This window comes from Streptococcus mitis (genome assembly GCF_002096755.1).
In the GTDB taxonomy this organism is placed as follows: domain Bacteria; phylum Bacillota; class Bacilli; order Lactobacillales; family Streptococcaceae; genus Streptococcus; species Streptococcus mitis_AC.
In genome coordinates, this window is the sequence record NZ_NCVF01000026.1 from 113820 (window position 1) to 128019 (window position 14200).

General features: G+C 39.4%; 17 protein-coding genes and 1 other annotated feature (1 of these 18 running past the window's edge). Of the genes, 4 read left to right on the forward strand and 13 right to left on the reverse strand.

Annotated elements, in window-relative coordinates; genetic code table 11:
• Positions 1–30: 30 nt before the first annotated feature.
• The 4 genes from B7700_RS09085 to rpsP form a co-directional block, all read right to left on the reverse strand.
• Positions 31–819, reverse strand: coding sequence for an alpha/beta fold hydrolase (locus tag B7700_RS09085; RefSeq protein ID WP_084888455.1), 789 nt, complete (start codon positions 817–819; stop codon positions 31–33).
• A gap of 97 nt (positions 820–916) precedes the next feature.
• Positions 917–1249 carry a MazG nucleotide pyrophosphohydrolase domain-containing protein gene (locus B7700_RS09090; RefSeq protein ID WP_084888457.1) on the reverse strand — a complete coding sequence of 111 codons (333 nt, stop codon included), beginning with the start codon at positions 1247–1249 and terminating at the stop codon, positions 917–919.
• A 43-nt stretch (positions 1250–1292) separates the two neighbouring features.
• Entirely contained in the window at positions 1293–1532 is a 240-nt protein-coding gene (kphA, locus tag B7700_RS09095) for an RNA-binding protein KphA (RefSeq protein ID WP_000379617.1), read from the reverse strand.
• Between the two features lie 19 nt (positions 1533–1551).
• Positions 1552–1824, reverse strand: a complete 273-nt coding sequence (gene rpsP / locus B7700_RS09100; protein WP_000268760.1) for a 30S ribosomal protein S16 — start codon at positions 1822–1824, stop codon at positions 1552–1554.
• An 803-nt stretch (positions 1825–2627) separates the two neighbouring features.
• On the opposite strand from rpsP, the gene B7700_RS09110 reads away from it, so the two are divergent.
• The 3 genes from B7700_RS09110 (at position 2628) to B7700_RS09120 (ending at position 4560) form a co-directional block, all read left to right on the forward strand.
• A complete protein-coding gene (locus B7700_RS09110) occupies positions 2628–3224 on the forward strand; it encodes a hypothetical protein (RefSeq protein ID WP_084888459.1) in 597 nt (198 codons plus the stop codon).
• Between the two features lie 2 nt (positions 3225–3226).
• Entirely contained in the window at positions 3227–3451 is a 225-nt protein-coding gene (locus B7700_RS09115) for a helix-turn-helix transcriptional regulator (RefSeq protein WP_084888461.1), read from the forward strand.
• 305 nt (positions 3452–3756) lie between these two features.
• A complete protein-coding gene (locus B7700_RS09120; protein ID WP_060805630.1) occupies positions 3757–4560 on the forward strand; it encodes a peptidylprolyl isomerase in 804 nt (267 codons plus the stop codon).
• Positions 4561–4616: 56 nt separating this feature from the next.
• On the opposite strand, the gene B7700_RS09125 is transcribed toward B7700_RS09120, so the two are convergent.
• The 7 genes from B7700_RS09125 to B7700_RS09160 all read right to left on the reverse strand — a co-directional run bounded on the left by B7700_RS09125 (position 4617) and on the right by B7700_RS09160 (position 11417).
• On the reverse strand, positions 4617–6158 hold the full coding sequence (locus B7700_RS09125; protein WP_000025383.1) for an ABC-F family ATP-binding cassette domain-containing protein: 1542 nt from the start codon (positions 6156–6158) through the stop codon (positions 4617–4619).
• Position 6159: 1 nt separating this feature from the next.
• Entirely contained in the window at positions 6160–6642 is a 483-nt protein-coding gene (locus B7700_RS09130; protein ID WP_049546398.1) for a VanZ family protein, read from the reverse strand.
• Positions 6642–7727: a dual-specificity RNA methyltransferase RlmN gene (gene rlmN, locus B7700_RS09135; RefSeq protein ID WP_000804760.1), complete on the reverse strand. Its 1086-nt coding sequence runs from the start codon at positions 7725–7727 to the stop codon at positions 6642–6644. The genes B7700_RS09130 and rlmN overlap by 1 nt, the downstream gene beginning before the upstream one ends.
• A 20-nt stretch (positions 7728–7747) precedes the next feature.
• Positions 7748–8278 (reverse strand): YutD family protein, encoded by a 531-nt coding sequence (locus tag B7700_RS09140; RefSeq protein WP_084888463.1) that lies wholly within the window; start codon positions 8276–8278, stop codon positions 7748–7750.
• Positions 8279–8434: 156 nt separating this feature from the next.
• Positions 8435–9040, reverse strand: coding sequence for a superoxide dismutase SodA (sodA, locus tag B7700_RS09145; protein WP_006150800.1), 606 nt, complete (start codon positions 9038–9040; stop codon positions 8435–8437).
• 371 nt (positions 9041–9411) lie between these two features.
• The gene (holA, locus tag B7700_RS09155) at positions 9412–10449 is read right to left on the reverse strand and encodes a DNA polymerase III subunit delta (RefSeq protein ID WP_084888465.1); all 1038 of its coding nucleotides are present in this window, start codon (positions 10447–10449) and stop codon (positions 9412–9414) included.
• Between the two features lie 32 nt (positions 10450–10481).
• Positions 10482–11417, reverse strand: coding sequence for a dihydroorotate oxidase (locus B7700_RS09160; RefSeq protein WP_084888467.1), 936 nt, complete (start codon positions 11415–11417; stop codon positions 10482–10484).
• A gap of 225 nt (positions 11418–11642) precedes the next feature.
• Between B7700_RS09160 and gdhA the strand changes: the two genes are divergently transcribed.
• Positions 11643–12989 carry an NADP-specific glutamate dehydrogenase gene (gene gdhA, locus B7700_RS09165; protein ID WP_000199543.1) on the forward strand — a complete coding sequence of 449 codons (1347 nt, stop codon included), beginning with the start codon at positions 11643–11645 and terminating at the stop codon, positions 12987–12989.
• A 173-nt stretch (positions 12990–13162) separates the two neighbouring features.
• Here the strand turns inward: gdhA and rplL are convergent, their stop codons facing one another.
• Positions 13163–13528 carry a 50S ribosomal protein L7/L12 gene (gene rplL, locus B7700_RS09170; RefSeq protein WP_084888469.1) on the reverse strand — a complete coding sequence of 122 codons (366 nt, stop codon included), beginning with the start codon at positions 13526–13528 and terminating at the stop codon, positions 13163–13165.
• Between the two features lie 76 nt (positions 13529–13604).
• Complete coding sequence (rplJ, locus tag B7700_RS09175) at positions 13605–14105, reverse strand: 50S ribosomal protein L10 (RefSeq protein ID WP_001287277.1); 501 nt, start codon at positions 14103–14105, stop codon at positions 13605–13607.
• Positions 14106–14143: 38 nt separating this feature from the next.
• Positions 14144–14200 (reverse strand) — a sequence feature (ribosomal protein L10 leader region) (it continues 79 nt past the right edge of the window).

Consider the following 14200-nt stretch of genomic DNA (forward strand, 5'->3'; position numbering starts at 1 on the left):
CTTGTCTCCTGTAGTCTATTTCTTTCCATCTTATTCGGATAATTCTCGAATAATAGTCACAATTTTTTCTGATTCTGACCATTGTAAATAATGGTGATTCCCTCCTAAAATGAGTTTAGTATTGGAAGTCCAATATTCTGATTCTCTGTACTCTTTTTCCCTATAAGCCTGACAAAAAATAAACTCAGGGATATGAGCTTCTACAAATACATTCTCAAAATCTTCCTCAGTAATCTCTCCAGATATCTGAAATCCTGTATCTTGATTTTCCAACTCTGAACCTTTTTCTTGCATTATTTCCCAGATTTCTTTATTAATTTCAGGGCTAAATGTGGCTTGAGTTAAGTTCTTAAAATAAAGTTCAGGACCACACTCCTCAATCAGCCTCATCTGCTCTTCCATTTCTGGATAAGGATCTTCTGAAAAATCAGCAAACATGACTTTTTTAGTTGTCGGTTCAAGCGCTACTAATGCCTGACACTTAATTGGTTTGTTGAGCAATTCACAAGCTAAAATTCCACTCAAACTATGTACACAAAGTATATATTCAGAAATCCCTAATTCTTCAAGTACTTCATAAACCGCATCTGCAAGATTATCTAGATTTTTTCCAGTTTGGTCATGAATCGGACTCCTACCTGTATTCGGAAAATCAATTGTCAAATAACCAATTGTAGGAGGAAGTTTTTCAAGTATAAGTGAAAAATTTTCATAACTTGGTAGCAAACCTGCGCCACTTAAACAAACTAGCATTTTCTTTTGTTTTTGATAAGTAACAGAGAGACTACCAATTTCTGTAGATACTTCAAACCTCTTCATAGAGAAATCCACTCATTCTATATAATGAATTATTAAAAATCCTTATCCTTTATTTTAACACGTTCCAAGGATTTTCTCAAGTTGGAGGAAGAGGACATCAACTCTCGTCCCCCTTCAAAAATCCTTCCAAATCACGTTCATGCTGATATTTTATAGCCGCCTTTTTGTCTTTTTCAAAAATGGTCTTGGTTAGATCTATGTCGTTGATGGCCGCAATTGCGACAGTGTAGTGAATGATATCAGCCAATTCTTTTGCTAGTTCCTCGTTCGAATCTTGAACTCCTTCTTTTCGACCAGAGCGTCCATTTAAAACCTCAGCAACTTCTCCAACTTCTTCTACTAGCTTAATAAAAAGCCCTTCTTCTGTTCTAGATTGTCGGTAATGGTCAAGTAAATATTCCTCTAGTTGTCTAACTGTTAAATCTCTCATTCTTTCTCCTTGCAAAAAAAGCGAGACATTCGTCCCGCCCTTCTTATTTTTCGTCAATAACGATTCTTACTTTTTTGTCTTCAGTTGGGACAGAGTATACAATCGTTCTTATCGCAGAAATAGTGCGACCCTTACGACCGATTACACGACCCACATCGCTTTGATCAAGATCCAAATGATATTCCAAAAATTCTGGTGTATCTTCAATCTTGATAGTTAAGGCATCTGGTTGTGAAATCAAGGGTTTCACAATCGCAATAATGAGATTTTCAATCGTATCCATCTGTCAACCTACTTTAAACTTATTTTGAGAATTTAGAATCGTGGAATTTTTTCAATACACCTTCTTTTGAAAGGATGTTGCGAACTGTATCTGAAGGTTGAGCTCCATCAGCCAACCATGCAAGAACGCGGTCTTCTTTCAAAGTCACTTGGTTTTCAGCAACAAGTGGGTTGTAAGTTCCAACTGTTTCGATGAAACGTCCGTCACGTGGTGAACGTGAATCTGCTACGTTGATACGGTAGAAAGGTTTTTTCTTAGAACCCATACGAGTCAAACGGATTTTAACTGCCATTTTTAAAGTCTCTTTTCTTATTTTTTATTTCGGTGAAATAGCTGAGCTATTTAGCACATGTTCTATTATAGCAGATTTCTGGCAGGTGTCAAGAAAAAAACTTGACAGACTATAAAATTCTTAAACTATTTAGAAATTTGTTAGAATAGGAAATAAATGTTTGAAAGAGGCTATCCGTGAATACTATTTTATACTCAATGAAAATCAAAGAGCAAACTAGGAAGCTAGCCGCAGGCTGTACTTGAGTACGGCAAGGTAAAGCTGACATAGTTTGAATTTGATTTTCGAAGAGTATTAGAAACATTTTATAAAGACCATCAACTCAAACTCTTCATATCGTCTGAACGAGATTTGGATACTTGGCTCCTAAATCCTAAACCCGTTCCCAAACGAAATATCAAGGATTTTAAGAATGATATCTACTAATTAATTTATAAAATATGAATTAATAGATTCTAAATAGGGGAATAATTTAGTTCTGTAAAAATTAACTTCTACACCTACAAAGCTTATTCTGACAAACTTTATAACAGTCTAAGAAAAAAAGTAGAGATTCATACAGTATCTAGATTTTCCATAAATTCTTTATCATCAAATATTATTAACGAAACTATCCAAACCAAATCCGATGCATTGCTTCAAAGAATTATTTAGTTGTTTGACTATCAAGGGCTTTTATTAAAAAATTTTTTCAAATAATTGCCACCTTGGCACATAAATTCTTGCTTTCCAAATTTAAATGTGATATATTTATAACATAAAATTTAAGTGTTATATATTTATAACACAAAAAGGAGTCTATCATGAAAAAAAGTCAAAAAATGCGTGGCCTCATTGCAATGATTGCCGTAGCTCTCTTTATTGATTTTATTGTTTTATTTGGTTCTAATCTTAGTTGGGAACCCAAGTTAGTTATTGCTGGTATTTCAGTGTTAGGTCAGATTGTAGCTATTTGGGGCTGGCTACATAAGAAACCATGGCCTCATAAGAGTCAGAAAAGTAAAGGAAAGACTATTTTTGACTTGTCTGCTAAGCTTTACACGATACTTTTTTTTGCAGCAAGTATTTTTTATACATTAGGAATTTGGGTTGCGACCCCAAGCGAAAGTTCTGGTATTAAAGAATGGATTTTGGGAATTGGCCTCGTTATTGAAGTGATTTTATTTGCTTTTTTCTGTTTGAAAAATGTCAAGGAAACTCCGGACGAACGCTTTTATGCTAATTTAGCCAAGGCAGCTAGCTTGATGTTTGTTTTTATACTAGGCGCACTGATGATCCTAGCAGTTATCATTGGGTATATGGGGTCTCTCACTCTTTACATGGGACAGATATTTTTTAGCATAGCTGCCTTGATTTGCATCTTTGCGGTTGTCTATCTTATCTTGGAACGGAGAGGATAAGTATGGCCAAAAAAAGCAATATTATTACTAATCTCAAATCTGTTCGTGAGTCCACAGGCATGACCCAGCAGGAGTTAGCCGACCTCATCGGCATGCGACGCGAGACAATTCTGCACTTGGAAAATAATCGTTACAATCCTTCGCTGGAAATGGCTCTTAAAATTGCTCAAGTTTTTAATCTGAAAGTAGAAGACCTCTTTGAACTCAGACAGAAAGAGGAAGCATAATTCTTTTCGAGACCTAGTATTAAGTTCATTGATTCATTAGGAATTGAAGCCAAAAGAAAAAATCCTTTGAAAATGTGCTCTTTTAAAATATAGTAATTCTTTCGAATTAACGTTTACTAATTGTGATGCCTTACGAGCTTTCTTAATACCTGGTTCTCTAAATACTTTGAGTAGACTTATGATATTGATTCCCCTAAACAAGCGACTTTCTTGTTGGCTTCCTCTAAAACTACCTTGTCACTAACATTTGAAATCCACTTCCTTTTAGGGTACAATGGTAGAAATGAATTTTTGAGAGGAACAGAATGAAAAAACTAGCAACCCTTCTTTTACTATCCACTGTAGCTCTAGCTGGGTGTAGCAGCATCCAACGTAGTCTGCGTGGTAATGACTATGTTGATTCCAGTCTGGCTGCTGAAGAAAGTTCTAAAGTAGCTGCCCAATCTGCCAAGGAGTTAAACGATGCTTTAACAAACGAAAACGCCAATTTCCCACAACTATCTAAGGAAGTTGCTGAGGACGAGGCTGAAGTGATTCTACACACAAGTCAAGGAGATATCCGTATCAAACTCTTTCCAAAGCTAGCCCCTCTTGCGGTTGAAAATTTCCTAACTCACGCTAAGGAAGGCTATTACAATGGCGTTACCTTCCACCGAGTGATTGATGGCTTTATGGTTCAGACTGGTGATCCAAAAGGAGACGGTACAGGTGGCGAATCCATCTGGCACGATAAGGACAAGACTAAAGACCATGGAACTGGTTTCAAAAACGAGATTACTCCTTATCTCTATAACATCCGTGGTGCTCTTTCTATGGCTAATACTGGTCAACCAAACACCAATGGCAGCCAGTTCTTCATCAATCAAAACTCTACAGATACCTCTGCCAAACTCCCTACAAGCAAGTATCCAAAGAAAATCATCGAAGCCTATAAAGAAGGGGGAAACCCTAGTCTAGATGGCAAACACCCAGTCTTTGGTCAAGTGATTGATGGTATGGATGTTGTGGATAAGATTGCCAAAGCCGAAAAAGATGAAAAAGACAAGCCAACTACTGCTATCACAATCGACAGCATCGAAGTGGTGAAAGACTACGATTTCAAATCTTAAAAACCCAAAAAAATACAGTATCCACATTCGGTACTGTATTTCTTTTATCCTCATTTTTAAGTTAAATTATTAAAATCCCAGATTTGGTCCATCCAGCCTTCATAGAAGTCTGGTTCGTGACAGACCATAAGGATAGACCCTTTGTATTCTTTAAGAGCACGTTTGAGTTCATCCTTGGCATCCACATCCAAATGGTTGGTCGGCTCGTCCAGCACTAAAACGTTGTTTTCACGATTCATCAAGAGACAGAAACGAACCTTGGCTTGTTCCCCACCTGACAAGACCTGAATTTGGCTTTCAATATGCTTAGTTGTCAAACCACAACGGGCAAGGGCTGCACGAACTTCTGCTTGGTTGAGAGCTGGAAAGGCATTCCAAACAGCCTCTAGTGGTGTTTGGCGATTACCGCCTTCTACTTCTTGTTCAAAGTAGCCAAGTTCTAGATAATCTCCACGCTCCACTTCCCCAGCAATTGGCGGAATAATGCCCAAGAGAGACTTCAAGAGAGTTGTTTTCCCGATACCATTTGCCCCGATAATAGCAACCTTTTGATTACGTTCAAAGGTAAGATTTAAAGGCTTGGTCAGAGGACGATCATAACCAATTTGCAAATCCTTGGCTTGGAAGATAAAGCGCCCTGGCGTACGAGCTGGTTTGAAATCAAAGGATGGTTTTGGTTTCTCACTTTGCAGTTCGATAATATCCATCTTATCCAATTTCTTCTGACGGGACATGGCCATGTTTCGTGTTGCAACACGCGCTTTGTTTCGGGCAACAAAGTCCTTAAGGTCCGCAATTTCTTTTTGCTGACGTTCGTAGGCAGCCTCTAGCTGAGATTTCTTCATAGCATAGACTTCTTGGAACTGGTAGTAGTCACCAGAATAACGCGTCAGCTGTTGATTTTCCACATGGTAGACAATATTAATCACATCGTTCAGGAATGGAATATCGTGCGAAATAAGGACAAAGGCATTCTCATAGTTTTGGAGATAGCGCTTGAGCCAGTCAATATGCTCAGCATCCAAGTAGTTGGTTGGCTCGTCCAAAAGCAAGATATCGGGCTTTTCAAGGAGGAGTTTAGCCAAAAGTACCTTGGTTCTTTGCCCACCTGACAAAGAGGTTACATCCGTATCCATGCCAAAGTCCATGACACCAAGGGCACGCGCTACTTCATCAATCTTAGCATCCAAAGTATAGAAATCACGACTCTCTAAACGGTCTTGAAGTTCTCCCACTTCTTCCATGAGAGCATCAACATCCGCTCCATCTTCAGCCATTTCCATATAAAGATCATTGATACGGACTTCCGCTTTGAAAAGCTCATCAAAGGCCGTACGGAGAACATCGCGCACCGACTGCCCTTCAGCAAGGACGGAGTGCTGATCCAAGTAACCGGCAGTCACATATTTGGACCACTCAACCTTCCCTTCATCTGGCAGCATTTTACCAGTCACGATACTCATAAAGGTTGATTTCCCTTCACCATTGGCACCGACCAGACCGATATGTTCTCCTTTGAGAAGACGGAAGGACACATCTTCAAAAATTGCACGGTCACCAAAACCGTGACTCAGATTTTTAACTTCTAAAATACTCATTTTAATTCCTTATCTTGTTTTTATGTAATTGTTTATAGAGAAGCCAAGCCAGATAGCCACCCAAGGTATTGGTCCACAAATCATCAATCTCAAAGACGCGATTAAAATCAAAGAAAAAATCTAAGACTAACTGCGTACACTCAATTCCTAGGCTTATAAGAAAACTGAAAAAGATCACTTTTCTTGTCTTACGCAAATTTGGAAGGAGATAAAGGAGTTGGAAAATCAGAGGAAAAAGTAAGAAGACATTGAGGATATTTTGTAGAAAAAGCCAACATAATTGTCCTATGTCACTCACTTCACCCAGTTTCCAGAGAGAATTGAAAGGAGTCAAAAGAAAAACCAGGCGTCCAAGATGCTGAATACCTGGAGTTTCCACCCCCACGGGAGAATGTTCTTGAGGAGTAAAGCAAAAATAGACGATACAAATGCTATAGAGAATGACTCCCCAGACCAAAATATGATTATAAGTCTTCTTCATCATTAAGGATTGACTGCTGCGACTGCTTTCTGGCGATCACGTTTCATTGTATTGGAACGCAATTGTCCACAAGCTGCATCAATATCAGTACCATGCTCTTGACGAACAACACAGTTAACCCCTTTTTTCTTAAGCGTATCATAAAAGGCAAGGACGCGCTCTTTGGGACTACGGCTATATTGGTCATGTTCACTAACTGGGTTATAAGGAATCAAGTTTACATAAGACAATTTCTTGATGTTCTTGAGCAATTCAGCCAATTCCAAGGCTTGTTCTACACCATCATTAACTTCATTGAGCATGATATATTCAAAAGTTACACGACGGTTTGTTGTTTCGATATAATACTCAATAGCAGCAAAGAGTTTTTCAATTGGAAAGGCACGGTTAATCTTCATGATGCTTGAACGCAACTCATTGTTGGGTGCGTGAAGAGAAACGGCAAGATTGACCTGAACTCCTTCATTAGCAAAATCACGAATTTTATGGGCCAAACCTGAGGTTGAAACCGTAATGTGACGAGCACCGATAGCCATTCCCTTGTCATCATTTATGGTACGAACGAAATTCAAGACATTGTTGTAGTTATCAAAGGGCTCACCGATTCCCATGACAACGATATGGCTGACGCGTTCGTCCTGACCACGCTCATCGAAGTATTTCTGAACCAGCATGATCTGCGCTACGATTTCCCCATTATTGAGGTCGCGTTGTTTCTTAATCAAACCAGAGGCACAGAAGGTACAACCGATATTACAGCCGACCTGAGTCGTCACACAGACTGACAAACCATAGTGTTGACGCATGAGTACAGTCTCGATCAACATACCATCAGGCAACTCAAAGAGATATTTGACAGTCCCATCAGCAGACTCTTGAACAATACGTTGTTTCAAGGGATTGACCACAAACTGGTCATTAAGCTTCGCAATCAAATCCTTAGAAAGGTTGGTCATTTCTTCAAATGACTGGACACGTTTACGGTAAAGCCATTCCCAGATTTGGTCTGCACGGAATTTCTTTTCTCCCTGCTCCAAAACCCATTCCTGCATGGTTTGACGTGTTAAACTATAAATTGACGGTTTCATTTCTTCTCCTTATTCTCTACTCACTTCTGACGAATGACAAAATGACGTTGCCCCTTGTCCTCTTTCTGAGAATGCTGGTCTTTCTGACGACGTCTATTTTTCTTATCTGCATTCGGTTTTCGTTTGGTTTGAGTCGGTTTCTTTCCTTTTCTAGAAGGTGTTTCTTCTTCCTTCTTACGTATTTTCTTGTCAAATGATGCTCGCTTAGGGGCTTCATTTTCTAAGACAAAATAAGCACAACCATAACTACAATACTCTAAAAGGTAGTCTTGTAAACGACTGATTTTTTCAAGTTTTTCTTCTGTTCGGTCATCCTTATAAAAACCTCGTAGGCGAAGCTGTTCGTTGCTCCAGTCTCCCACGATATAATCAAACTTGGTTAAGACTTCTGAAAAACGCTGATTAAAAGCCGTCACATCAAAGGCATCCTTGATATTTTCCACCAAGGAAAAAGCTATCCCTTCCGTTTCAACCTTGTCCCCGTGTAAATGGAACTCAGGACCAGGAAACTTGTTATAGTTGTATAATTCAGGTGCAATTTCTTTTCGCATAGATATCCTTTTTCCACGATTACTTAATACTTTATTCTACCATAATTTCTAGCAGTTAGCACGTTTCTCATAAAAATGAAAAAAGTCTGACGATTTTGTCAGACTCGAATCATATAACCTAAAAAAGAGAAGAACCATTCTTCCCTCCATATACCATTATTTAGCGGCTGCGTACAATTCATCTACTTTGTTCCAGTTGATTACTGAGAAGAAAGCTTTGATGTAGTCAGGACGCACGTTGCGGTATTTCACGTAGTAAGCATGTTCCCAAACGTCCAAGCCCAAGATTGGTTTTTTACCTTCTGAGATTGGTGTGTCTTGGTTTGCTGTTGAAGTCACTTCAAGTTTACCCTCTTTGTTAACAACCAACCATGCCCAGCCAGAACCGAAACGAGTTGTTGCTGCTGCAGTGAAAGCTGCTTGGAATTCTTCGAATGAACCAAATGTTTCATCGATTGCTGCTGCAAGTTCTGCTGATGGAGCTGTTTTTTCAGGAGTCATCAATTCCCAGAAAAGAGCGTGGTTCAAGTGTCCACCACCATTGTTAATAAGCGCTTGACGGATATCAGCTGGGATAGATTCCACATCAGCAAGCAAGGCTTCAAGATCTTCACCGATTTCAGGGTGTTTTTCAAGAGCTGCATTAGCATTGTTGACATAAGTTTGATGGTGTTTGTCATGGTGCAAGTGCATTGTTTCCGCATCGATGTATGGTTCCAAAGCGTCGTATGCATATGGAAGATCTGGTAAGATAATAGCCATCTGTAATACCTCTTTTTCTTTCTATATGAAAATGATAACGCAAACATTCACTTTTTTCAAGTTTTTTGCTTATAGATGAAGAAATCACTGAAATACTTTCTAATAATACTCTTCGAAAATCTCTTCAAACCGCGTCAACGTCGCCTTGCCGTAGGTATAGTTACTGACTCCGTCAGTTTCATCCGCAACCTCAAAAACATGTTTTGAGCTGACTTCGTCAGTCTTATCTACAACCTCAAAGCAGTGCTTTGAGCAACCTGCGGCTAGTTTCCTAGTTTACTCTTTGATTTTCATTGAGTATAAAATAAGCAAATCAGCAAGAAACCCACGACAAAATAATATTGACGCGGGTTGTAGTTTCAAAAAAAATATCAATTGACCTGACTAGCAATCTGTAAGAGTGCCTTTTCAAAAAGGAAACCTTTTTCATAAAGACCTGTCTTAATCTGATAGTCTGTCTCAATCAAATAGGAAATAGCTTGCTTCAAAAAGCTCAATGAAAGTCCTCGTGAATCCCTCAACGCAAACTTGATTTGATAGGGATTTGGATTGCGTCCGAGAAAACTTCCTAGACTACTTGCAATCTGAGATTCTGTTTGCCCAGACTCCGCCAAAATCTTCACCTGAGTAAAAGTCCGAAATTGTCCTAACATGACAGCTATGAGCTTAACTTCATCTTCACCTTGCAAGGTCAAATCTCTAACCAAATCTCGCGCCTGGTCCATCTTTTTAGTCAGAATAAACTGAGTTAAATCAAAAATATTGTCCTGCAAGGTCTTGGGAATTGCGTTAACAATATCCTCTTCCTCGATAACAGAGTCTTCTTTATAGGACTGTAAAAAGAGGAGATTTTTCTGGATTTCGCTAAATTGAAAACCCGACTTAATGAGGAGATTTTCAAAAGAATGATTGGTAAACTGCAGACCTTCTTTCTGACTCCACTTTTGGAAATACTGGCGCAATTCTTGTTCTTTGGCTTCTACTGCATCAAAGACCTTGGCATCACGCTTAAGTAATTTAACCAACCGTCTTTTGCTATCCAGCTTTCCTTCCGCAAAGATTAACAACTTGGTTGTTGGTGAAGGATTATCAAGGTATTCCTCAAATGACTTGAGCTCATCATCTGTCAAAAAGCGCTTTTTAGCAGTCGTGATATCGACAAAATGGTCTAGTATCACGATTTTCTCATCCGCAAAGAAAGGAAGGCTGACCAACTCCAGTTCCACATCCTTGTAAACTACTTCTTTCATATCAAAGTAGGCAAAGTTGAGGTCAGCAGAATCATAACCAATCTGTTTCAATACTTGACTCTTCATCACTTCAAACTGACCCTGATCTGTCCCTGTAAATAGGCTCAGACTAGGTAAATTTGATAAAGTCAATTTCTGACTTTCTTCAATGGCTAGCATCTTCTCTCCTTTCTTCTGATTTTTTAATGAGTTTAATCAATATAGCGCAATTTCCCACGGAAATCTTCTAAGCTCTCGTACCCTTTTTCCGCCATGATTGCTTTCAGTTCATTGGTAATGCGGTCAAAAGCACCAACTCCCTCTTTGTGAAGGGTGGTTCCTACCTGCACCATACTCGCTCCACAAAGGATATGTTCAAAGGCATCACGACCAGTTAACACGCCACCTGTTCCAATGATTTGAATTTGAGGATTTAAACGTTGATAAAAAGCGTGAACATTAGCCAAAGCAGTCGGTTTGATATACTCGCCACCAATGCCACCGAAACCATTTTTAGGGCGAATAACGACAGACTCATCTTCTATATAAAGGCCGTTTCCGATAGAGTTAACACAGTTGACAAACTTGAGCGGGTACTTGTTGAAAATAGCTGCCGCTTGGTCAAAGTGAACAATGTCAAAATATGGTGGCAATTTAATTCCAAGAGGTTTTGTAAAGTAGTCAAATACTTCTGCCAAAATCCGGTCTGTTGTCTCAAAATCATAGGCAATCTGAGGTTTACCTGGAACATTTGGACAGGAGAGGTTTAGCTCAGTCAGACCACGAAAATCACTCTCTTGGACTTTTTTCAAGATAGTATGGGTTTCCTCTGGAGACATGCCGACTAGAGATAGGAAGAAAGTTCGGTTTGGCTCTTTTTCCTGTAAATCCAAAAGATAGTCCAAATAATAGTCTAAGCCATTATTCGGTAATCCCATAGAGTTGATAGAACCAAGTGGAACATCTTGATAGCGTGGCTCAGGATTTCCCTGACGAAAGTCCAAGGTCGCTGTCTTCGTGACAAAGGTTCCTGCTGCTGAGTTTTTAACGCCTTCTAACTCTGCTATCGTCATACAAGCCACACCTGCCGCATTCATCAAACAATTTTCAAACTCAAAACCAGCAATTTGTGTTTTCGTTGATACCATGATTCTGATCCTCCGGATTCCTTTTATTGCTAATATTATACCATATTTTCACATTTTCTCTTTTAGAAAGACATTTCCAAGAAGAACGTTCGTATTTTATGAATAAAGAAAAATCTGGAACTAAATTGATAGAATTTTTAGAAAATTTTTGTTTTTCTCTTTACAGTTAAAAAAAATTCTGCTATAATGACACACATAATTAAATTAGAATTTAAGGAGAACGATATGACATCTGCTAAAGAATATATCCAAAGCGTGTTTGAAACTGTAAAAGCTCGTAACGGGCACGAGGCTGAATTCCTCCAAGCTGTCGAAGAATTTTTCAACACTTTAGAACCTGTATTTGAAAAACACCCTGAGTATATTGAAGAAAATATCTTGGCACGTATTACTGAACCAGAGCGCGTGATTTCTTTCCGTGTTCCTTGGGTTGACCGTGATGGAAAAGTTCAAGTAAACCGTGGCTACCGTGTTCAATTCAACTCAGCTGTTGGACCATACAAAGGCGGACTTCGTTTCCACCCAACTGTAAACCAAGGGATTTTGAAATTCCTCGGATTTGAACAAATCTTTAAAAACGTCTTGACTGGACTTCCTATCGGTGGAGGTAAAGGTGGATCAGACTTCGATCCTAAAGGTAAAACAGATGCTGAAGTGATGCGCTTCTGCCAAAGCTTCATGACTGAATTGCAAAAATACATAGGCCCATCACTTGACGTACCTGCTGGTGATATCGGTGTTGGTGGACGTGAGATTGGTTACCTTTACGGACAGTACAAACGCCTTAACCAATTTGATGCTGGTGTCTTGACTGGTAAGCCTCTTGGATTTGGTGGTAGTTTGATTCGTCCAGAAGCAACTGGTTACGGTTTGGTTTACTACACTGAAGAAATGCTTAAAGCTAACGGTAACAGCTTCGCTGGTAAGAAAGTGGTCATTTCAGGTTCTGGTAACGTTGCTCAATACGCTCTTCAAAAAGCAACTGAACTTGGTGCAACTGTTATCTCTGTATCTGATTCGAATGGTTATGTCATCGATGAAAATGGTATCGACTTCGATCTTTTGGTTGACGTTAAAGAAAAACGTCGCGCTCGTTTGACTGAGTATGCAGCTGAAAAAGCAACTGCTACTTATCATGAAGGTTCTGTATGGACTTACGCTGGAAACTATGACATTGCTCTTCCATGTGCGACTCAAAACGAAATCAACGGTGAAGCAGCTAAACGTTTGGTTGCCCAAGGCGTTATCTGTGTATCTGAAGGTGCCAACATGCCAAGCGACCTTGATGCCATCAAAGTTTACAAGGAAAATGGTATCTTCTACGGACCTGCCAAAGCTGCCAACGCTGGTGGTGTAGCCGTTTCAGCCCTTGAAATGAGCCAAAATAGTCTTCGCCTTTCATGGACTCGTGAAGAAGTTGATGGACGTCTCAAAGACATCATGACAAACATCTTCAACACAGCTAAAACAACTTCAGAAACATATGGTCTTGATAAAGACTACCTTGCAGGAGCAAATATTGCTGCCTTTGAAAATGTAGCAAACGCTATGATTGCACAAGGTATTGTTTAAGATTCATTTGCTTAATCCTCAATCGCTACGATTGGGGATTTTTAGCTTGAATCAAAAAGTTGGAAAATTACTTACTCGCCCCTTTTTTGCCCCATGGAATAAAAAAATAAAAACCGCTACTCCTAAGAATAGCGGTTTAATCATGTTTTTAAGCTACTAATGTAGTCGCTCTATTATTTAAGAGTAACTGAAGCTCCAGCTTCTTCCAATTTAGCTTTGATTTCTTCAGCTTCTGCAGTTGCAACGCCTTCTTTGATGACACCTGGTGCACCATCAACAAGTTCTTTAGCTTCTTTAAGACCAAGACCAGTGATTTCACGTACAACTTTGATAACGCCGACTTTCTTGTCGCCTGCAGCTGTCAATTCAACGTCAAATGAATCTTTAGCAGCTTCTTCAGCGCCACCAGCAGCAGCTACAGCTACAGGAGCAGCTGCAGTTACACCAAATTCTTCTTCGATAGCTTTTACAAGGTCGTTCAATTCAAGGATTGAAGCTTCTTTAATTTCAGCAATAATGTTTTCAATGTTCAATGCCATTGTTATTTCCTCCAAATAAGTTTTAAAATTAGTTTTTTATTTTTTTCGTAGCTAGGCTACGCTGCGTAGCTTAAGATTAAGCTGCGTCTTCTTTGTTGTCTGCAACCGCTTTGACTGCAAGAGCAACGTTGCGCACTGGCGCTTGAAGTACAGAAAGGAGCATAGAAAGAAGTCCTTCGCGGTTTGGAAGAGTTGCAAGAGCAAGAATCTCTTCTTTAGATGCGACAGCGCCTTCGATTGCACCACCTTTGATTTCAAGTGCTTCAGCGTTTTTAGAAAAGTCGTTCAAGATTTTCGCTGGTGCGATAACATCTTCGTTAGAAAATGCTACTGCAGATGGTCCAACAAATACAGATGCAAGATCTTCAAGACCAGCTTTTTCAGCTGCACGACGCAAGATTGAGTTTTTAATAACTTTATACTCAACTTCGCTTCCACGAAGCTCACGACGAAGAACTGTATCTTGCTCAACTGTCAAACCACGAGCGTCTACAACGACGATAGATGCAGCAGCTTTCATTTTTTCAGCTACTACGTCAACTAGTTCCGCTTTTTTAGCAATAATTGCTTCACTCATTAGTGTGTTCACCTCCGTTATTATTTTGCTTGGGGAATTTTTCCAAAAGAAAAACGCGCCCAAACCTAGACACGAAAGTACAATACGCTTCTTTT

Bases quoted from the DNA above. Each gene is read 5' to 3' on its own strand.
- B7700_RS09085 (WP_084888455.1), bottom strand. From the start codon at position 819: ATGAAGAGGTTTGAAGTATCTACAGAAATTGGTAGTCTCTCTGTTACT.
- B7700_RS09090 (WP_084888457.1), bottom strand. From the start codon at position 1,249: ATGAGAGATTTAACAGTTAGACAACTAGAGGAATATTTACTTGACCAT.
- kphA (WP_000379617.1), bottom strand. From the start codon at position 1,532: ATGGATACGATTGAAAATCTCATTATTGCGATTGTGAAACCCTTGATT.
- rpsP (WP_000268760.1), bottom strand. From the start codon at position 1,824: ATGGCAGTTAAAATCCGTTTGACTCGTATGGGTTCTAAGAAAAAACCT.
- B7700_RS09110 (WP_084888459.1), top strand. From the start codon at position 2,628: ATGAAAAAAAGTCAAAAAATGCGTGGCCTCATTGCAATGATTGCCGTA.
- B7700_RS09115 (WP_084888461.1), top strand. From the start codon at position 3,227: ATGGCCAAAAAAAGCAATATTATTACTAATCTCAAATCTGTTCGTGAG.
- B7700_RS09120 (WP_060805630.1), top strand. From the start codon at position 3,757: ATGAAAAAACTAGCAACCCTTCTTTTACTATCCACTGTAGCTCTAGCT.
- B7700_RS09125 (WP_000025383.1), bottom strand. From the start codon at position 6,158: ATGAGTATTTTAGAAGTTAAAAATCTGAGTCACGGTTTTGGTGACCGT.
- B7700_RS09130 (WP_049546398.1), bottom strand. From the start codon at position 6,642: ATGATGAAGAAGACTTATAATCATATTTTGGTCTGGGGAGTCATTCTC.
- rlmN (WP_000804760.1), bottom strand. From the start codon at position 7,727: ATGAAACCGTCAATTTATAGTTTAACACGTCAAACCATGCAGGAATGG.
- B7700_RS09140 (WP_084888463.1), bottom strand. From the start codon at position 8,278: ATGCGAAAAGAAATTGCACCTGAATTATACAACTATAACAAGTTTCCT.
- sodA (WP_006150800.1), bottom strand. From the start codon at position 9,040: ATGGCTATTATCTTACCAGATCTTCCATATGCATACGACGCTTTGGAA.
- holA (WP_084888465.1), bottom strand. From the start codon at position 10,449: ATGCTAGCCATTGAAGAAAGTCAGAAATTGACTTTATCAAATTTACCT.
- B7700_RS09160 (WP_084888467.1), bottom strand. From the start codon at position 11,417: ATGGTATCAACGAAAACACAAATTGCTGGTTTTGAGTTTGAAAATTGT.
- gdhA (WP_000199543.1), top strand. From the start codon at position 11,643: ATGACATCTGCTAAAGAATATATCCAAAGCGTGTTTGAAACTGTAAAA.
- rplL (WP_084888469.1), bottom strand. From the start codon at position 13,528: ATGGCATTGAACATTGAAAACATTATTGCTGAAATTAAAGAAGCTTCA.
- rplJ (WP_001287277.1), bottom strand. From the start codon at position 14,105: ATGAGTGAAGCAATTATTGCTAAAAAAGCGGAACTAGTTGACGTAGTA.